16 protein-coding genes are annotated in these 18,155 nt (G+C 74.5%); 10 read left to right on the top strand and 6 right to left on the bottom strand.

Annotated elements, in window-relative coordinates; genetic code table 11:
• Positions 1 to 27 precede the first annotated feature (27 nt).
• Positions 28 to 291 (bottom strand): PqqD family protein, encoded by a 264-nt coding sequence (locus tag ACERUN_RS14245; RefSeq protein WP_370290680.1) that lies wholly within the window; start codon positions 289 to 291, stop codon positions 28 to 30.
• A gap of 179 nt (positions 292 to 470) precedes the next feature.
• Entirely contained in the window at positions 471 to 1,280 is an 810-nt protein-coding gene (locus ACERUN_RS14240) for a JmjC domain-containing protein (RefSeq protein WP_370290678.1), read from the bottom strand.
• 91 nt (positions 1,281 to 1,371) lie between these two features.
• On the opposite strand from ACERUN_RS14240, the gene ACERUN_RS14235 reads away from it, so the two are divergent.
• Positions 1,372 to 2,265: a hypothetical protein gene (locus ACERUN_RS14235; protein ID WP_370290677.1), complete on the top strand. Its 894-nt coding sequence runs from the start codon at positions 1,372 to 1,374 to the stop codon at positions 2,263 to 2,265.
• On the opposite strand, the gene ACERUN_RS14230 is transcribed toward ACERUN_RS14235, so the two are convergent.
• Positions 2,249 to 3,415, bottom strand: a complete 1,167-nt coding sequence (locus tag ACERUN_RS14230) for a nucleotidyltransferase family protein (protein ID WP_370290676.1) — start codon at positions 3,413 to 3,415, stop codon at positions 2,249 to 2,251. The genes ACERUN_RS14235 and ACERUN_RS14230 overlap by 17 nt on opposite strands.
• A gap of 146 nt (positions 3,416 to 3,561) precedes the next feature.
• Here ACERUN_RS14230 and ACERUN_RS14225 point away from each other — a divergent pair, with 146 nt between their 5' ends.
• Positions 3,562 to 4,074 (top strand): helix-turn-helix domain-containing protein, encoded by a 513-nt coding sequence (locus tag ACERUN_RS14225; protein WP_370290675.1) that lies wholly within the window; start codon positions 3,562 to 3,564, stop codon positions 4,072 to 4,074.
• An 8-nt stretch (positions 4,075 to 4,082) separates the two neighbouring features.
• Positions 4,083 to 4,802 (top strand): hypothetical protein, encoded by a 720-nt coding sequence (locus ACERUN_RS14220; RefSeq protein ID WP_370290674.1) that lies wholly within the window; start codon positions 4,083 to 4,085, stop codon positions 4,800 to 4,802.
• Positions 4,803 to 4,885: 83 nt separating this feature from the next.
• Here ACERUN_RS14220 and ACERUN_RS14215 read toward each other — a convergent pair whose 3' ends face one another.
• The 3 genes from ACERUN_RS14215 to ACERUN_RS14205 all read right to left on the bottom strand — a co-directional run bounded on the left by ACERUN_RS14215 (position 4,886) and on the right by ACERUN_RS14205 (position 8,160).
• Positions 4,886 to 6,004, bottom strand: a complete 1,119-nt coding sequence (locus tag ACERUN_RS14215; protein WP_370290673.1) for a glycosyltransferase — start codon at positions 6,002 to 6,004, stop codon at positions 4,886 to 4,888.
• Between the two features lie 151 nt (positions 6,005 to 6,155).
• Positions 6,156 to 7,646, bottom strand: coding sequence for a sugar transferase (locus ACERUN_RS14210; protein WP_370290672.1), 1,491 nt, complete (start codon positions 7,644 to 7,646; stop codon positions 6,156 to 6,158).
• A 217-nt stretch (positions 7,647 to 7,863) separates the two neighbouring features.
• Complete coding sequence (locus ACERUN_RS14205; RefSeq protein ID WP_370290671.1) at positions 7,864 to 8,160, bottom strand: DUF2516 family protein; 297 nt, start codon at positions 8,158 to 8,160, stop codon at positions 7,864 to 7,866.
• Between the two features lie 91 nt (positions 8,161 to 8,251).
• Between ACERUN_RS14205 and ACERUN_RS14200 the strand changes: the two genes are divergently transcribed.
• The 7 genes from ACERUN_RS14200 to ACERUN_RS14170 all read left to right on the top strand — a co-directional run bounded on the left by ACERUN_RS14200 (position 8,252) and on the right by ACERUN_RS14170 (position 18,154).
• Positions 8,252 to 8,650 carry a hypothetical protein gene (locus ACERUN_RS14200; RefSeq protein WP_370290670.1) on the top strand — a complete coding sequence of 133 codons (399 nt, stop codon included), beginning with the start codon at positions 8,252 to 8,254 and terminating at the stop codon, positions 8,648 to 8,650.
• 190 nt (positions 8,651 to 8,840) lie between these two features.
• A complete protein-coding gene (locus ACERUN_RS14195; protein ID WP_370290669.1) occupies positions 8,841 to 9,257 on the top strand; it encodes a hypothetical protein in 417 nt (138 codons plus the stop codon).
• Positions 9,258 to 9,523: 266 nt separating this feature from the next.
• Positions 9,524 to 11,293 (top strand): DUF4012 domain-containing protein, encoded by a 1,770-nt coding sequence (locus ACERUN_RS14190; protein WP_370290668.1) that lies wholly within the window; start codon positions 9,524 to 9,526, stop codon positions 11,291 to 11,293.
• 3 nt (positions 11,294 to 11,296) lie between these two features.
• Positions 11,297 to 13,675, top strand: coding sequence for a glycosyltransferase family 4 protein (locus ACERUN_RS14185; protein ID WP_370290667.1), 2,379 nt, complete (start codon positions 11,297 to 11,299; stop codon positions 13,673 to 13,675).
• Positions 13,672 to 15,855, top strand: coding sequence for a glycosyltransferase (locus tag ACERUN_RS14180; RefSeq protein ID WP_370290666.1), 2,184 nt, complete (start codon positions 13,672 to 13,674; stop codon positions 15,853 to 15,855). The genes ACERUN_RS14185 and ACERUN_RS14180 overlap by 4 nt, the downstream gene beginning before the upstream one ends.
• Before the next feature lie 80 nt (positions 15,856 to 15,935).
• Complete coding sequence (locus ACERUN_RS14175) at positions 15,936 to 17,582, top strand: polysaccharide biosynthesis tyrosine autokinase (RefSeq protein WP_370290665.1); 1,647 nt, start codon at positions 15,936 to 15,938, stop codon at positions 17,580 to 17,582.
• Positions 17,583 to 17,593: 11 nt separating this feature from the next.
• Entirely contained in the window at positions 17,594 to 18,154 is a 561-nt protein-coding gene (locus ACERUN_RS14170) for a hypothetical protein (protein WP_370290664.1), read from the top strand.
• Position 18,155 lies beyond the last annotated feature (1 nt).

Here is an 18,155-nt window from a genome sequence, read left to right as displayed (position 1 = left end):
CGCCGCGGCGCTCGGACGACGGCCGGCTCAGCCGGCGGCGAGGAGGCCGTGCTCGTCCAGCGCGGCCAGGAAGGTGCGGACGTCGGCTGCGATCTGCTCGCGGGCGACCGGGGTCGACACGGCGGCGGCGACGACATCGACGAGGCCGTCGAGGTCACGGGTGCCGTCGATGGAGCCCCAGACGAGGGAGCCGACCGCATTGAGCTCGATGACGGCGCGTCCGGCCGGGTCGACCAGCACAGCGGTGCCGTCGACCTCGCTCGCGAGCACGCCGGCAGCGCGGTCGATCACGGGGAACCGATGGTGCCGCCGCCCGGGTTGTTGGGATCGACCGGCGCGAGCCCGATGAGCGGCTGCCCGACAGGGGTCACGTTCGTGATGGCGGGCGGCTGGTAGTCCATGGCGGGTGCCTTCCTGGCGCGGGGCGGATGGGGAGAACGATAGGCGGGTCGGCCACCCACCGCAGACGATCAGCGCAACCTGGACACTCGGCGCCGGCCGGCGCGGGCGGCGTCAGCTGCCCGGATGCGGGCGGCGTCCCAGCGGCCGGGGACTCCCGTGGGCGGCAGGCCGACCTTGCGGAGGGTGGCGTTCGCCGCATGCGCCTCACCCAGCTGCGCGGTGACGTGCGAGCTCCAGCCGCAGGAGAGGGCCACCGACTCCTCGGTGCTGCGCACCCAGTGCAGGGCGTACGGCGGCAGGTAGAGAGCCTGGCCCGCCGTCAGCTCGATGCGCTCGCTGGCGGCCGGCATGTGACCGGCCCGCCGAGTGGGCCAGGTGGCCGCCAGGATGGCGGCGTGCTCCCGGGTGCCGGGGAGCGCGATGCCGATCTCCTTGGCGCCCCGGATCTGCACGAGCAGGTTGTGGTGCGCGTCGGCGTGGGCCGGCGTGGTGCCGTCGAGGGAGCTGATGAAGAAGCCGGCGTCGCGCGCCGTCCACGGCTCGGTGGGCGACCAGGCGGCCTCGAGCGGGCCGTAGACCGCATCGGTGAGCGCGCGGAAGCGCGGCGAGAGGTGCACGTGGTAGAGCCGGGTGACCGCGGGCCGGTCGACCTGGTGGGGCAGCACCGCGCCCAGCTCGCGACCGTACGGAGCGACCGCGGCGGGCGCGGAATCCATGCCGCGCACCCAGTGCTTCGGCAGCTCCGCGGCCAACCGCTCCTGCTCCGCGGGGCCGGGGATCACGTCGTCCGGCACGCGATGGTCGACCACGACGAACTCGTTCGCTGCCGCGGCGCGAGCCACGAGCTGGGCTGCCTCGGCAGTGAGCAGGTCGGGCATGGGCTCCTCGTCACCGTGTGTGCAGCCGTGCCATCCGACGGCGTCGGGGCCAGCCGAATAGTACGCTCGGCGCCGCGAAGAGGGGGTCCGAATGGCGCGGACGGTGGGGTTGGCCGGCGTGGCGGTGCAGCTGACGGGCGCCACTGCCGAGGCCGAGGCCGAGCTGGTCGCCTCGCTCGCCCGAGCCGTCGAGACCCGAGCCGCACCCGAGCTGGAGATCGCCCATCGCCCCGGCGCGCTCCGGGCGCCCGACCGTGAGCCCGACCGCGAGGTCCACCGCCATCGGATCTGGACACAGGGGAGCGGTGTGCTCATCGAAGGGCCCCGCGGTCTCGCGCACGTCGGGGCCGGCGTGGCCGTGCTCGATCCGCCCCCCGGCGTCGTGCGCGGTGTGCACTCGCTGCTGCTGCCCGCGCTGAGCGAGCTGCTGCCCGGCGTGGTGGTGCACGGCGGCGCGGTCGGGAGCGCCGACGGCGTCCTGCTGCTGCTCGGCCACAGCGGTGCCGGGAAGTCGACGGCCGTCGCCGGCCTGCTCGCCGCCGGCGGCACCGCGCTGGCCGACGACCTCGTCGCGCTCCGCCGACACGACGGCGAGGTGCAGGTCGCCGCCCTGCCGCTGCCCTTCGCCGTGCCGCCCACCGACGATCTGGCGGGCGTGCCGATCGAGGGCGATCCGCGTCGGCGGCTCCTCGTCGACGACGTGCCGTGCGCCAGCGAGTTCCGAACCCTCTCCGGCGTCGTCGTCATCAGCCACGGCGCAGCGGAGCGCAGCACCCTCGAGGCAGCCGAGGGGCGCGACGTCCTGCACCTCCTGCGGTGCAGCACGATGGACGGCGTCCACCCCGCCACGATCGGCGGCGTCTTCGCGGTCGCCGCGGCGGCGGCGCAGCTGCCCGCCTGGCGCCTGGCCCACGGCAGCGACGAGCGCACCCGGGGCGAGGACGCCGCCCGCCTCCTGGGCGGCCTGCTCACCGCTCGGGGCTGACCCCGCGGCCCACCCGCCGCAGGCGCAGCCACAGCGCCCACGCGACAGCGAGCGGCAGGCTCCGTGTGCGCACGCCGCCGAGGGCTCTCGGCGGCAGCGCTATCAGCGCGAGGTCGCGGACCACGTCGCCCAGCGAACCGGCTCCGGCGAGCCGCTGCGCCAGGTGCACCAGTTCGCCCACGCCGAGCGGGTAGCGCCGCGGCCAGTCGCGCTCGTGGTGACGCACCGCCCGCCGGACCGCGCGGCTCGGCGCTCGGCTCGGCCCTGAGGCGGGCTCCGGTTCCGGGGCGAGGAGGGCGCGCGCGACCTCGACCGTGCGCCGCGTGACCGGCCGCCGCGTCGTCCGCGTCGTCCGAGTGCCCCGGGTGAGGAGGTCGAGGCGGTGGACGTCGAGCAGGCTGCGCAGCCAGGCGTGGCCGTCCTTGGCCGCGTGGCGGCAGGAGTGGTCGAGGGCGTCGGCGAGCCCCAGCGTCGAGACGGTGCGGCCGAGGAGGTCGACCTCGATCCGCCGCTGCCACGCCTCCTCGAAGGAGGGCAGGCCGGCGCGGTTGTAGTCGAGGTGCCAGTGCAGGTCGACGGCCCACGCGGGAGCGATCAGAGGCGTCTCGTACATCGTGGCGATCATGAGCCGCCACGCGGCCGGCTCGGTCGGCACGGGATAGGCGGCCCGCGGCTGCAACCCGAGGGGGATCAGCGCCTCCTGGGCCCGCGCCACCGAGTTCGGTGCCACCCACACGTCGACGTCCCCACCGCCGCGCGCCAGGGGATCGCCCGTGGTCTGCGCCGCCAGCACCGGGCCCTTGATGAACAGTGCCGGCACGCCAGCGGCCTCGAGCGCCGCCTGCACCTGGTGCACCTGCGCGACCAGCCGCATCGCCGCCACCCGCTGCGCGCGGCTCGCCCGTGCGAGCGCCTCCACCTCGGCGTCCGCGCAGCCCAGCGTCGCCGCGTGCGGTGCCAGGGCGATCTCCACGCGGTGACGGCGCGCCGCGGCCAGCAGCTCGGCCGCGGGCACGTGCGGGTCGCGCGCCGCTGCCGGCGCAGCCCCCGCGTCGACGGTCAGGGCAGCCCGCAGGAGTCGGCGGAGCTCCTCGACCGCGGCCGAGGGCAGGGGGACGCCGGTCGCGGGCGCCACCGTCGACCTCACCACGGCGGCAGCCTAGGCCAGCACGCGTGTGGAGAGGGATTGCAAACAGGCTGCTAGCGGGTACGCAGTGCCGCTGACCTGCGGTTTGTGAAGGATTTCACCCCGTCGTCGGCTTGAGTGTGCTAACTCTTGCTAGCACAATGGGAACCATGGCGAAGGGAAAGGTCGGCAAGACGGTCGGCTCGCTCGGTGAGTACCTCAGGGAGCAGCGCGTGTCCGCGTCGCTGTCGCTGCGGCAGCTCGCCGTCGAGGCCGGTGTCTCCAACCCGTACCTCAGCCAGATCGAACGTGGGCTCCGCAAGCCGTCGGCTGAGGTGCTCCAGCAGATCGCCAAGGCTCTGCGGATCTCCGCCGAGCAGCTCTACATCCGGGCCGGGATCCTCAGCCCGGATGACGGCGTGGGGGGGTCGGTCGAGCTCGCCATCCTGAGCGATGCCGTCCTCACCGAGCGGCAGAAGCAGTCGCTCCTCGATGTCTACGCATCGTTCCTCGCGCTGAACGCGGCAGCAGCCGAGACCTCCGACTCCGATGAGCCCGGCGTCCACGACGACGTGGTCGCTGTCGTGGAGGAGGGGGTCGTGCGCGACGCCGTCGAGGCGGCGCAGGAGGACGCGCCGATGACCATCGCGACGGGCACCTCGCCCGTCGCTCACGAAGGGTGAACCACACTATGCCGAAGCTCGAGCTCCCCAAGATCGAGATCCCCTCGCTCGACCTCCCCAAGGTCGAGCTGCCCAAGGTCGAGATCCCGAAGGTCGACCTCTCCAAGGTCGAGATCCCCGAGATCCCGCCGGCCGCCGCCAAGCCGATCTACGCCGGTGTCGGCGCCACCGACCTCGCCGTCGAGAAGGTGCGCGAGTACGTCGCCGACGTGCAGGCGCGCGTCAACGCCCGCGTGGCCGGCGTGCAGAACCGCGTCGCCGAGGTGCAGAGCACCGTCACCTCCTTCGAGGTGCCGCAGCCCAAGGCGCTGCAGGAGAAGGCCGTCAGCGCCGTCGCCGACCGTCGCGCCAAGGCCGAGGCCCGCGTGGCCGAGCTCCAGGCCGACGCCAAGGCCACCTACGACGAGAGCCTCGCCACCGTGGTGGGCCTCTACGGCGACCTCGCCAAGCGCGGCGAGGGCGTCGTGGTGAAGTTCCGCTCCGGCGAGGCCCCCGCCCCGGCCGCCAAGCAGGCCGTCAAGAAGGCCGCCTCCGCTACCGCCGAGGCTGCCGACGAGGCCGCCACCACGGTGCGCAAGACCGCCGCCAAGAAGGCTCCTGCCAAGAAGGCGCCGGCGAAGAAGGCCCCGGCCAAGAAGACCACCGCGAAGAAGGCTCCTGCCAAGAAGGCGCCGGCGAAGAAGGCTCCGGCCGCCAAGAAGGCCCCGGCCAAGAAGGCTTCCGCCTGAGGCTCTCCGCCCCCGCAGCACGACGGCCCCGTCACCGCGAAGGTGACGGGGCCGTCGTCGTCCAGGAGCGGAGGTTCGCGGCCTCAGCTGGCGGGCTGGCCCATCCAGGCGGCCACCCGGTCGGCGAAGACCGCTGTTCCGAAGCTCTCCTCGGCTCGCGCCACCACCTCGGCCACCTGCTCGGGCGTTGACGTCGCGGCCCGGGCCCGCTCGAGCGCGCTCGTGCAGCCCGCGGCGTCCAGGGCGTCGAAGTCGAGCGTGGCGCCGCCGCCGGTGGCCTGCAGGCTCTCGGCGGCGCCGCCCTCCTCGTTGACGATCGCCGGGCAGCCGAGCAGCTGCGCCTCGACCGGGATGATGCCGAAGTCCTCCACGGGCGGGAAGACGAAGGCCTCGCCGTCGCGGATCAGTCGGGCCATCAGGTTGTCGGACGGTGAGATCACGAAGGTGACGTCCGTGCCCAGCTCGGCGGCCCGCTGGCGCAGGGCGTCCTCCTCGGGGCCCCGGCCGCAGAGGACGAGGGGCCGCTGCGCGTGGGTGGCGAACTCGAGGGCGAGGTCGAGACGCTTCTGCGGTGCGAAGCGCGACACTGCGACGACGTAGTCGGAGGGGAGGCCCGCGACGATCGCCGTCTCGGGCTCATCGAGGACGTCGGGGTCGCCCGGCCGGTCGACCGGCGGGTAGATGACCTCGGGCTCCACGCCCCAGGCCAGTCGGCAGCGCTCGGCGATGAAGCGGCTGTTGGCCACGTAGTGCGCGCTGGCGTCGACGCCGAGGCGGTCGATGCGTCGGAAGATGCCGGCCAGCAGCCGCCCGGCACGACCGCCGGCCCGCGGGTCCAGCTCGGGCGCCCACAGGTAGCGCGCCGGTGTGTGGACGTAGACGTACACGGGCACGCCGTGGCGCCGCCCGGCCTTGGCGATGTGGTGGGCGAAGGAGTGCGAGCTGACCAGGATCCAGTCGTAGCCGGCCACCTTCCAACGCCGCCAGATCAGCCACATCACGAGCACGGCGAGTCCCTTGTGTCGGCGCAGCGGCGTGCGCGCGAGCCACGACTCGCGGATCCGGCGTCCGGCGTAGCGCTCAGGGGCGTCGGCCCACAGGCAGCCGATCTCGGCATCGGGGTACATCTCGGCCCAGGCGTCGACGACGCGCTCGGCGCCGCCGGTCGCCTCGACCCACTCGTGGACGATCAGGCCGGGCACGGGGAGCACGCTATCCGCACGTCCGACCGGATCCGGCCGGGTGCTGCAGGTCGAGAAGAAATGGTGCGCGAACCTCTCAGATGCAGGTCCCCTCCGCCGATCGGGATCGGCAGAGGGGACCTGAAGCGGTGGTGAGCGGACGGGCCGGGGGTCAGTAGGCCCCGCGGCTGGCGAAGACCGCGCCGACGGTGCGGAAGAGGATCGCGAGGTCGGCGACCATCGACCAGTTGTCGACGTAGTAGAGGTCGAGGCGGATCGCCTCGTCCCAGGTGAGGTCGGAGCGACCCGACACCTGCCAGAGCCCGGTCATGCCGGGGCGCACGTGCAGACGGCGGGTGGCGTCGTTGTTGTACTGCGCGACCTCCGAGGGCAGCGGGGGGCGCGGGCCCACGAGGCTCATCTCGCTGCGCAGCACGTTGAACAACTGGGGCAGCTCGTCGAGCGAGAGCCGGCGCAGGAAGCGCCCCGGTCGCGTGACGCGAGGGTCGTCCTTCATCTTGAAGAGCATGCCGTCGACACCTGCGGCGGCCTTGAGCTCGGCCAGCCGCGCCTCGGCGTCGACCACCATGGTGCGGAACTTGAGGCAGGAGAAGGTCTCGCCGTGCAGTCCGGCACGCGCCTGGCGGAACAGGATCGGGCCGCCGTCGTGCAGCTTGATCCACAGCGCGATCGCGAGCATGACGGGCGACAGGGCGACGACCAGACCGAGGGCGAAGACGAAGTCGAAGGTGCGCTTGCCCCAGCGGGCGGCGTTGGTCCACGTGGGCGGCTCGATGTGCATCAGCGGCAGGCCGCCGACCGGGCGCACCGCGATGCGCTCGGTGGAGACCTCGCTGAGGCTCGGGGCGACGACCACGGAGACGGAGCGGGCCTCGAGCTCCCAGAACACGCGGCGCATCTGCTCGGAGGAGGCGATGGCCCCGCCGGCCACGAACAGCATGTCGGCGTCGTGGCGGATGACCGAGCGGGTGATGTCGTCGGTGTCGCCCAGCACCGGGATGCCCGAGGCGGTGGTCTCGCTCAGGTCGTAGGCGGGGGTGACGGCGCCGACCACGTTGTAGCCCAGCCAGTCCTCACGGCCCAGCACCATGGCGAGCTCGTCGACGTGGGCGCGGCTGCCGGCGATGAGCACGCGACGCTGGAGGAACCCGCGGCGGCGCGCCGAGTGCAGCTGCGCGCGCAGCACGCGTCGTCCGCCGAGCAGCATCGGAGCGCCGGTGGCGAAGAGCAGTACGAAGAAGCCGCGCGAGAGCTCGTACTGCGCCAGGTAGCAGCCGATGCCGGTGAGGGCCGCCGCGATCAGCGTCGCGTTGAGCACGCGGCGGTACTCGTCGGTGCCGGCGCCGAAGTTCTCCTGCTCGTAGGCGCTGGAGACGGCCAGCACGGCCAGCCATCCGAGCGCGATGAGCGGCGCGGCGATGGTGAGCGAGCCGGAGACGTCGGCCCAGGTGTCGAAGATCGGGAGGGCCCGGCGACCGGCGATCGCGACACCCATCGCAGCGAGGATGAGCACCAGGTCGAGCAGCAGAGCCGTCGCCGGCAGGTAGCGGAGCGCGCGGCTGCGCGCCACGGTGGCGGAGGAGCGGAACGCTCCGGCAGTCGTCGTCGCCGTCTGGCGGAAAACGTCAGCAGTGGTGGTCATTCAGGTGGCCGTTCCTGGGAGCTGGAGGGCCGGGGCAGCAGTGCGCCGGTGGGGGTGAGCCACCAATCTAAGGCTCGTCGGCAGGCCGCGATGACGCTTTAGCGAAACGCTCGGTAAAAACGACTGTGACCTCGGCCGCATCCGCTTAACCGGGGTGTCCGAGGTGTGTCGGACACGTTTCGGAGCGGCCCCGAGGACCGGATGGGAGAAGTTCGGCTCAGCGGCGGCGGAGGCTGGCGATCGCCGGGCGCACGTCGGCCAGGAACACGAAGGCGGCCACGATGAAGGCCAGGTTGATGATGCTGAGCAGCGGGAAGAACTGCAGCACCATGCCGATGCCGAGGATGGCGCACCAGGTGGCCTTGTTCTGCTTGCTCGCCGCCTCGTAGGCCTCGTTGGAGTAGGTGACCGCCGTGACGAAGGCGAAGATCTTCACCACGAGGAACACCCAGAACACGCTCATGTTGAACACCGCCTCGGCGATGTTGATGGCGGGTGCGAAGCCGGCTTCCATAGTGCTGCCGATCCTAGCGGGGTGACCGTAGCCGGGCCCCGGGGCGGTCGGCGCGCATCAGATCGGACGACGAGTGGCCGATCAGTGCGGCATGAGCGATCCCGAGACGACGCCCACCCGCTGCCCCTCGTGGTGCGTGACCCCGGCGGCCGAGCACGCCGGCGACGATCCCGACGCGCGCGTGCACGAGGGGCCGCGCTTCGGCCTGCTGCGCACCTACTGGGTCGAGCGCACGGGGGAGGGGGGAGTGCCCGCGGAGGAGGCCGACGGGGACGCCGGCTACTCGGCGTCCATCGCGGAGGACGCGACGACCGGCGGGTGGGCGGGAGACCTGGGCGCCGCCGAGCTGCGTCGCCTGGCCTCGGACGCCCTCGACGCCGCGACGTGGATCGAGCGCCAGGCCGCGGCCGGCCCGCGGGCCAACGGTCGCTCGGTCGTCGATCTCGTGCGCGAGGCGCACGCCCGGGCGCAGCGGGCCCACTCGGCGTGACCTGCGCCACCCGGGCGGTGCGTCCGAGCGGGACCGGCGCGTGAACAAAGGATTTCATTTTCTTGCGATTCGTCCGATCGGCCTCGTCGCCCCCCGGAACGTGCGATGCTTCGCGACGTAGCCGGGGATGGGGCCCCGGACACCGTCGGCAGCGAACCGCCCGCTGCCGGCTCCATCGTGAGGGGACCACATGAAGAAGATGGCACTGGCGCTCGTCGCCGCCGTCACCGTTCTGGCCGGCCTGACCGCCGTGCCCGCCGAGGCCGCTCCCGGCCCGTACCAGGGCTCCGTGCCCACCCGCACGGCCATCGTGGCCAAGCGGAACATCCCGTCGTCCGGCGTCGTCGTGCTGCGCGGCCGCGTCACCCAGCAGGCCGGCAACGGCCGCGTGACCGGCGGTGCCCTGCGCGTCGTGTGCCGCACCATCATCAAGGGCCGCACCGTCACCCGTGTCGGCCCCGGCGTCCGCTACACCACGGGCGTGCAGCGCGTGGCCGGCCCGACGCTCGTCACCCGCACCTTCTGGAGCTGCCGCATCCAGTACCGCGGCGGCGACACCGTGTTCGCCTCCAGCATCTCCAAGCCGGTGCGCGTCCGGGTCTACTGACCCGCCGGGCGACCGCGACCCCAGGGTCGCACTGCTTCGCCACGCAGGGCCTCGGGACGAACCTCCGAGGCCCTGCGTCCTTCCCGCGCGTCCTGATCCGCCCGGACCGGCCGCTTCGGCCCCGCGGCGACACCCGCGGGACACCCGGGTGACACTCGCAGCCACCACACTGCGTCCGCGCCACGTCCTCGTGCCCCCGTCCGCACGGCCCTCCCGCCGACCCTCGGTCGTCCGGGTGCGGTCCCGAACCGTCAGGCGAGACCACCATGCATCGCTTCCGCGTCCTCCGGCTCACGCTCGTCGGCCTCGCGGTCGTCGTCGTGCTCGGCGGTGCGTGGGCCGGCTGGCAGGCGTGGCAGGTCGTGCGCGACCTGCGAGAGGCCGTCGACCAGGGCCGCGCCCTGCAGGACGCCCTGGCCGGCGACGCCACGGTGAGCGCGGACGACCCGCGCATCGCGGCGCTGCGGGCGTCGTCCGCGGCTGCTGCCGAGCGCACCTCGACCCCCACCTGGAAGGTGCTCACCCACCTGCCCGTCGTGGGTGATGACGCCTCCGGCGTGCAGGCCACCAGCGCTGCCCTCGACGTGCTCGCCCGGCGCGGCGTCGGCCCGATGATCGAGACCGCCGGCCAGCTCGACGCCGTGCTGCCGAGCAAGGGCGGCGTCGACCTCGCGGTGGTGCAGCGCATCGCCGGCCCGGTGGCGCAGGCCGAGGAGGCCTTCGCCGAGGCCCGGGCGCTGCTCGACGGCGAGCAGCCCTCCGGCTACGTGGCGCAGCTGCAGAGCCAGTTCGTCGAGTTCCGCGACCGCGTGGACGACGCCGCCACCGGGCTGCGCTCGGCCGAGGTCGCCACCCGCGTGCTGCCCGCCATGCTGGGCGGCGACGGCACGCGCCACTACCTGCTCGTGTTCCAGAACAACGCGGAGGTGCGCGCCACCGGCGGCCTCCCCGGCTCCGTGTCGTACCTCCAGGCCGCCGACGGCCGGGTGAGTCTGCGCCAGCAGGTGAGCGGCGGCTCGTTCGGCGGCGTCGATCGTCCGGTGCTGCCGCTGAGCAGCGCCGAGCGGAGCCTCTACTCCGACATCGTGGGCCAGTACTTCCTCGACGCGAACATGACGCCCGACGTGCCGCGCGCGGCCGACCTCATGCGGGCCCGGTGGAACCAGCGCTTCCCCGCCAGCCCGGTCGACGGCGTCGTCCTCGTGGACGCCGTGGCGGTGTCGTACCTGCTCGACGCCACCGGCTCCATCACGGTCGACGACCTCCGCCTCACGGGCGACAACGTGGTCGACGAGCTGCTGCACCGCACCTACCTGCGACTGCCGCGCGCGGCCGACCAGGACGCCTTCTTCGCCCGGGTGGCCCAGCAGACCTTCGACCGCTTCAGCGCCGGTTTCGGCGATCCGAAGGCGGCGTTCTCCGCGCTCGGCCGTGCGGTGCGCGAGCGGCGGCTCGTCGTCCACTCCTTCGACGAGGCGACCGACGAGACCCTGGCCGCCTCCACCATCGGCGGCGACCCGATGACCGCGACCGCCGGCACGGGGCGCCCGCAGCTCGACCTCACCGTCAACGACACGACCGGCTCGAAGATGTCGTACTTCCTGCGCTTCGACGCCACCGCGCTGGCCACGTCGTGCCGCGACGACCGCCAGGCCTACACCGTGCGCGCCCGGGTGCGCTCGATCGCCCCGCGCGACGCCGCGCGGCTGCCGCGCTTCGTGACCGGCGGTGGCAACGACGGCGCGCCTCCGGGCGGCCAGATCGTGACGCTGCGCCTCTTCGGCCCGCAGGGCGGACGCATCTCCTCCTACTCGGTCGACGGCGTGGCCTCGGAGACCATCGACGTGCTGGACGACGGCCGCCCCGTGGCGATGTCGTACCTCACGCTCAGCCCCGGCCAGAGCATCGACCTCTCGTGGGCGGCGTTCTCCGGGCCCGGCCAGACCGCGCCGACCGACCTGCGCACGACGCCGTCGATCGAGCCGGGCGCCAGCGCCGACGTCCTGCCGTCGGTGTGCGGCCGCGGAGGCGAGTGAGCCGTGACCGAGCCGAGCACCGTCCCCCGCCCGCACCCGCCCGCCGAGCCGGTCGTCGGGCCGGTAGACGGGCTGGTCGACGGGTCGGTCGACGGCGTGGTGTCGGTCGTGGTGGGGCTCGAGGTCCCCGAGACGCGCGACGGCGGACTCAACCGCGTCGTGGCCGAGACGGCGCGCGAGCGGCACCGCCGCGGCCTGCCCGGCAGCGTGCTCGCCTGGGGCGAGCGCACCGACGTGGCAGGCCTGAGCCCGGTGCCCCCGGGCCGGGCCGCGCTGCCGCGGCGCCTGTGGGCGCTGCGCAGGCGGGCGCGTCGCGAGCTGCGGTCGGCGGCCGTCGTCCAGGTGCACTTCGCGCTCACCGCGCTGGCGGTGCTGGGGCGACGACGCCCGCCGATGGTGATGTTCTGGCACGGGCCGTGGGCCGGCGAGTCGTCGGTGCTCGGCCAGGCGACCCTGCGCGTGGCGGCCAAGAAGCGCGTGGAGGGCTACGTGCTGCGTCGCTGCCGCTCGATCATGGTGGCCAGCAGCGCGTTCGCCGAGCTGCTCGTGGCCGAGTACGGCGTGCACCCCGGTCGGGTGCAGGTGTGCCCCCTCGGCGTCGACCTCGACCGGTTCACCCCGGCTGAGGGCGGAGAGACGGCCGCAGCGGCCCGCCGGCGGGCCCGCGCCGCCCTCGGGCTCGACGACGCCGACCGGATCGTGGTGTGCGTGCGCCGGCTCGTGCGCCGGATGGGCCACGACGTGCTGCTCGACGCCTGGGCGAGTCTCGCGGACGACGACCCCCTCGGCCGTCGCCGGCTCCTCATCGTGGGCACCGGGCCGGAGGAGCCCGCGCTGCGGGCGCAGGTGGCGCGGCTGGGGCTCGACGACACCGTGACGTTCGCGGGCCGCCTCAGCGACGACGACCTCGTGCTGGCCTACCGCGCCGCCGACCTCAGCGTCGTGCCCACCACCGCGCTGGAGGGTTTCGGGCTCATCTCGCTGGAGTCCCTCGCCACCGGCACGCCCGTGGTGGCCTCCGAGCAGGGCGGGCTGGTCGACGCCCTCGAGGGCAGCGGAGCCCACGAGTTCGCCGCTCCGGGCGATCCGGCCTCGCTGGCGGCCGCCCTGCGTCGGATGCGGGCGCGCCTCGCTGCCGAGCCCTCGATCGGCACGCTCGCCCGCGCCCACGCGGAGACCTTCTCGTGGGCCGCCCACGTCGACGGCGCCGAGGAGCGGGCGGCCGCCGCCGCCGGCGACCGGGTCACCCAGGTCGTGGTGCTCAACCACAGCGCCAAGCCCTCGGGCGCCGAGATCGCCATGGAGCGGGTGATCGCCGAGGCCGCCGGCGAGGTGGCGATCCACCTGATCTGCGGCGAGGGCGGCCCGATGGTCGAGCGCTGGCGCGCGGCCGGCGCCACCGTCGAGATCCGCCCGCTGTCGGCCAGCACCGCCGGCATGACGCGCGCCGGCGGCGTGCGCGCCCTGCGCCACGTGGCCGTCGGCATGCTCGTCGACGTCGTCCGCCTGCGCGCCCGCCTGCGCGAGCTCGCGCCCGACGTGGTGCACGTGAACACCGCGAAGGCCTGGGTGTACGGCGGCCTCGCCGCCCGCGCCGCCGGGCTCCCCGCGATCTGGCACGCCCGCGACCGCATCGAGGAGTCCTACTTCTCCCGCCTCGGCGCCCGGCTCCTGCGCCTGCTCGCGTACGCCGTGCCGCAGGGCGTGGTGGCCAACAGCCACTCCACGCTCACCACCGTGCCCGGCCACCGGATGACGCGCACGGTGAGCTACTCGCCGATCCCCGCCCAGCCGCGGGCGATCGCCCCGGGGGCGCCGGTGATCGGCATGGCGGGACGCATCGCGGACTGGAAGGGCCACGCGGTGCTCCTGCGCGCGGTCGCCTCCCTCCTCGAGGACGACGCCCCGGGTCTGGCCGGCCTGCGCGTGCGGGTCGCCGGTGCGCCGCTCTTCAACGAGCAGCCCGTGCAGGACTCCCTCGAGGCGCTCGCCGCCGAGCTGGGCATCGCCGAGCGCATCGACTGGCTCGGCCACTGCGACGACCTCGGCGCCGAGCGCGCCACCTGGGGCGTGGCCGTGCACGCCTCCACGATCGCCGAGCCCTTCGGCATGGTCGTGGTCGAGGCGATGGCCGCGGGCCTGCCCGTGATCGCCACCGGCGCCGGCGGCCCGGCCGAGGTGATCACCGACGGCGTGGACGGCCTGCTCGTGCCACCCGGCGACGTCGAGGCGATGGCCGCGGCGCTGCGCCACGTGCTGGGCGACCCGGCGCTGGCGTCGGCCCTCGGCGCGCAGGCCCGCGAGCGCGCCGTCGACTTCAGCCCGGCCAGGGCGGTCGCCGCCCTGCGCAGCGCGTGGGACAGCGTCGGGAGGCTGCGGTGAGACTCACCATCGTGATGCCGACCGGGCGTCTCCTCGGCGGCGCCGAGCGCGCGCTGCTGGCGGCGTGCGAGTCGCCGGGGTTGCGCGCGGCGCTGGGGTGCGTCGTCCTGCTCGAGGACGGCGACCTCGCCGACCACCTGCGCGCCGCCGGGGTGCGGGTCGAGCTCGTGCCGCTCACCCGGGTGAGCGATGCCCGCAGCCTCGCCCGCGCCGTCGGCGGGCTCGCGCTGCTGCTGCGGCGCGAGCGCTCCGACGTGGTGCTGTCGTGGATGACCAAGGCGGCGTTCGTGGCCGGGCCGGCCGCGCGCCTCGCCGGCCTCGGGACGGCCCGCTCCCGGCACGGGGCGGGCGTGCGGCACGTCGTCTACCAGCACGGGCCCGCCGCCGGGCGCGGTGCGCGCAGCTTCGACGGCTGGGCCGCCCGCGTGCCGACCGACCTCGTGCTCGCCTGCAGCGAGTGGGTGGCGACGAGCTGCCGCGAGACCTGGCGCGGCGTGCCGGTGACCGTCGTGCCGCCGGCCCTGCCCGCCGCCTCGCTGACCCCGACGGCCGTCCCGACGGCTGCGGCGGAGGTGCGCGCCGAGCACCCCGGCCCCTGGGTGGTGCTCGTGTCGCGCTGGCAGGAGTGGAAGGGCGTGCACCTCGCGGTGGAGGCGGCCGCGAGCGAGAGGTGGCCGGCCGGGACGACGCTGGTGCTCGTCGGTGGGCCGGTGCCCACCGAGCCCGCCTACGCGGCCCGCGTGGAGGCGGCGATCGCCCGGTGCTCCGAGCCCGATCGCGTGCGCGTGGTCGGCCAGCAGCCCGACGGGGCGGCCTGGATGCGGGCAGCCGACGTGGTGCTCCACCTCAGCCGCGACGAGCCGTTCGGGCTCGTGCTGGTCGAGGCGGCCGCCGCCGGCGCGATCCTCGTGTCGGCCGGTGGCGGGGGCGCCGACGAGCTGCTCGCCCGACTCCCCGCGGGCCGGGTGCGGCGCGTCGTCCGCGAACCCGAGGCGGTGGCGGAGGCAGTGGCGGAGGCGGTGGCCGCCGAGGTGGCCGATCTGCTTGCGCCGGGGGCCTCACCGGTCGATGGGGGAGACGTGCCCGCCGACTCCTTCGACGCTGCGCCCTTCGGTGCCGACGCCTTCTGGCGCGCCCTCGGCGACGCGATCGGTCCCGGGGAGGGCCCGCGGGGTGATGCGCCGAGCACCGCGTCGACGAACGGGCCGGGAAGGCTGCACCTCCTCGCGCCGTGCGGAGCGACGAGTGCGCACGGCGTCGTCGACCAGGCGCGGCTGGTGGCCCGCGAGGCGGCCGGCCAGGGACGCGCGGTCGCGGTGGCGCCCCTGCGGGCGCCGGGGGCCGCCCGCCTCCGCCCCGCACCGCCGGCCCCCGGCGTCACGGAGACCGCGGCGCCGCTGCGTCGAGCCTTCGCCGCGGTGCGACCGGGCGACGACGTCGTCGTGAACTGGTCGGCCTACGGCCTGGCGCACCTGCGCCCGATCGGCGTGCCGCTGGTGTTCGCGCTGATGCTGCGCCGCGCCCGGAGGCGCATGGCGTCGCTGACGGTCGTCGTCCACGAGGGGTGGGACCAGCCCGCGCGTCGCCGCTCGCCGGCGGGGCTGCGGGCCTGGGCGCAGCGCGCGGTGCTGCGCCTGGCGCTGCGCGCCGCCGACCACGTCATCGTCAACTGCCGCCGCTGGCAGCAGGGCCTCCCCGGTGTGGACGCCGACCTCGTCCCCACGCCGTCCAACATCGTCAAGGTGCCCTCCGACGTGGCGCGCCGCGACGCGATCGCGGTGTTCGGTGCGGCCGCGCAGCGCACCGCCGTCATCAGCGCCCTGCTCGACCACGCCCCCGGCACCGAAGGCCTCGCGCCCGACACCCCCATCCTCGACCTCGGGGCGGGAGAGCTGGGGGGCGAGGCCCGCTCGTCGCGGGTGTGCTCGCTCGGCTACCTCGAGGCACCGGAGGTGAGCCGGTGGCTGCAGGCCTGCCGCTGGGGTGCGGTCGACATCCCCGCCGACGTGATGGACAAGTCGAGCGTCGTGGGCGCGATGCGCGAGCACGGGCTGGCGATCATCAACCTCGACGACGGCACGCGCGAGCCGCTGCCGGACACCTCGGACGGGTCGGACTCCGCGACGGCGGGCGACCTGGCCGACCTGACGGCCCGGCTGACCCGCGGGCGAGCGCCCTGACCGGATCGCGCCCGACCCCGCCCCCCGACCCCCTGCGGACGGTAGCCTGAGGCTCCGTCGCAGCGAACAGGAAAGTACTCGTGGACTACCGCCGAATTCTCCAGCTGCTTCGCCGCCACCTGCTGCGCGTGCTCGTGTGCATCGTGCTCGGCGTGGCCGTGTCGGTGCTGCTGACGCGCGCAGCCGTCAAGGAGTACTCGAGCACCTCGCAGATCTTCGTCTCGGCCTCCGACCGCACCGCCGACGCGGCCAACCCGCTGTCGTCCAACTCCAGCGTCGCGGGCCGGATGCTCTCCTACGTCGCGCTGACCACCTCGCAGGAGGTCTTCCGCCTGGTGCGCGCCGACCTCGGCCTGCCCGAGGGGGCGCCGGTGGCGCAGAGCGTGGAGGCGGCCATCGAGCCGGCGACCTTCCTGATCAACGTCACCGTCACCGACCCCGACGCGGACCTGGCCGCCGACGTGGCCAACTCGATCGCCCGCAACCTCGGCACGATCATCAACCGTCTCGAGGCGCTCGGCTCGGGCACCACGCTGCCGTCGGTCACCACCGCGGTCACGCGGGAGGCGGTGGCCTCGGGCAGCCCGGTGTCGCCGGTGCCGTCGCGCAACTACGCGCTCGGCTTCGGCTTCGGTCTGCTGCTGGGCCTGCTGGTCTCGGCGTTGCGCGAGGTCACCGACACCCGCTTCCGCAGCGTCACCGACGCCCGCGAGGGAGTCACGGCGCCGGTGCTCGGCATCATCCCGTTCGACGTCTCGATGGCCACCCAGCGACGTGTCGTCTCGCAGAGCCCGCAGTCCCTCAGCGCCGAGCGGATCCGCCAGGTGCGCGCCAGCCTGCGCTTCTCCGACCTCGACAACCCGCCGCAGGTCGTGGCGGTGACGAGCAGCGTGCCCGCCGAGGGCAAGACCTCGGTGGCCGTGAACCTCGCCGTCGCGCTGGGCAGCGAGGGCTCGCGAGTGCTCTACGTGGACGTCGACCTGCGTCGTCCGCGGGGCGCGCTGGCCTTCGAGGTGTCGGACCAGCCGGGCCTCACCGAGGTGCTCGTCGAGCCCGACCTGCTCGGCGCCACCCTGCACCGCGTCGACGGCATCGACGTGCTCGCCTCGGGTGGGCTCGTGCCCAACCCCAGCGAGCTGCTTGCCACCGAGCGCATGCAGATGCTGATCCAGCGCGCTCGCCAGGACTACGACTTCATCATCCTCGACTGCCCGCCGGTGCTGCCCGTCGCCGATGCGCTGACGCTGATCCAGAGCTCCGACGGCGCGCTGTTCGTGCTCGGCCTCGACCGCGTGGCGCGCGAGGCGGCCGTGCAGGCGCTCACGATGATCGACGACGTCGGCGGCCGTGTGCTGGGCGTCGTGCTCAACCGCGTGCGCAGCAAGCTCGCCGGCGCCGGCTACGGCTACGGCTACGGCCGCGGTCAGGGGTACGGGCAGGCCTACGGCGACGAGGCGGCGTCCACCGGTCGGGCCGGACGCCGGGCCCGCCGCATCGCCCGGGCACGGGCCAAGGAGGACGCCCGCAAGACGGGCGGCTCGAAGGCCGAGGAGCGGACCCGGACCCGCGCGGCGCGCAGCGGCCGCGACAATAGGAGCACGGATGCGCGCGGCCGGTCGGGTCGGCGTGATCGGCGGGGGGTCGCCGGTGCGGACGACGAGGTCCGTTCGGATGAAACTGGAGGGTCGGCCGCCGCCGAGGCGGTCGACGAGGCACGCACCCCGTAGAAGGATCCCCCGTGCGCAGTGACCAACTGCTCGTCGTCTGCCGGGCCAACCACACCCGCAGCCCTCTCGTGGCGAGCCTGCTCCGCCAGAACGTCCCCGGTCTGGTGGTCGGATCCGCCGGCACCCACGCGCTGCCCGCGCGCTCCGGCGCCGACCCCCAGCTCGTCGAGGTCGTCCGTCGACGCGGCATCGACGCGGTGGCCCGCGACCTGCGCGACCACCGCCCCCGAGCGGTGAAGCGTCGTCTGCTCGGCGCCGCGGACCTGATCCTCACCGCCACCCGCGACATCCGCGGCCAGATGGGCATCGTCGCCCCGGGCACCGACTCCCTCTCGTTCACCATCCACGAAGCCGTCGAGCTCGTCACCAGCTTCGGGGCCACGCCCATCGGTGGCCGCCCGCTGCGCGAGATCGCCGTGGAGTGGGGTGTGATCCGCCGCGATCGGTGGTCGCAGATCCAGGCGCGCGACCTGCACGACCCCACCGGAGGCCCGGTGGAGGAATACGAGGAGCTCGTCGACACCGCCCTCGAGGCGGTGGCCACGATGGCGGTCGGGCAGGTCGCGCGGTGAG

This window comes from Nocardioides sp. (assembly GCF_964229035.1).
GTDB lineage: Bacteria > Actinomycetota > Actinomycetes > Propionibacteriales > Nocardioidaceae > Nocardioides.
The sequence above is the reverse complement of the archived record's forward strand: the minus strand, read 5'-3'. Positions and strand labels throughout refer to the sequence as shown.

Bases quoted from the DNA above. Each gene is read 5' to 3' on its own strand.
- ACERUN_RS14240 (WP_370290678.1), bottom strand. From the start codon at position 1,280: ATGCCCGACCTGCTCACTGCCGAGGCAGCCCAGCTCGTGGCTCGCGCC.
- ACERUN_RS14235 (WP_370290677.1), top strand. From the start codon at position 1,372: ATGGCGCGGACGGTGGGGTTGGCCGGCGTGGCGGTGCAGCTGACGGGC.
- ACERUN_RS14225 (WP_370290675.1), top strand. From the start codon at position 3,562: ATGGCGAAGGGAAAGGTCGGCAAGACGGTCGGCTCGCTCGGTGAGTAC.
- ACERUN_RS14220 (WP_370290674.1), top strand. From the start codon at position 4,083: ATGCCGAAGCTCGAGCTCCCCAAGATCGAGATCCCCTCGCTCGACCTC.
- ACERUN_RS14210 (WP_370290672.1), bottom strand. From the start codon at position 7,646: ATGACCACCACTGCTGACGTTTTCCGCCAGACGGCGACGACGACTGCC.
- ACERUN_RS14205 (WP_370290671.1), bottom strand. From the start codon at position 8,160: ATGGAAGCCGGCTTCGCACCCGCCATCAACATCGCCGAGGCGGTGTTC.
- ACERUN_RS14200 (WP_370290670.1), top strand. From the start codon at position 8,252: ATGAGCGATCCCGAGACGACGCCCACCCGCTGCCCCTCGTGGTGCGTG.
- ACERUN_RS14195 (WP_370290669.1), top strand. From the start codon at position 8,841: ATGAAGAAGATGGCACTGGCGCTCGTCGCCGCCGTCACCGTTCTGGCC.
- ACERUN_RS14190 (WP_370290668.1), top strand. From the start codon at position 9,524: ATGCATCGCTTCCGCGTCCTCCGGCTCACGCTCGTCGGCCTCGCGGTC.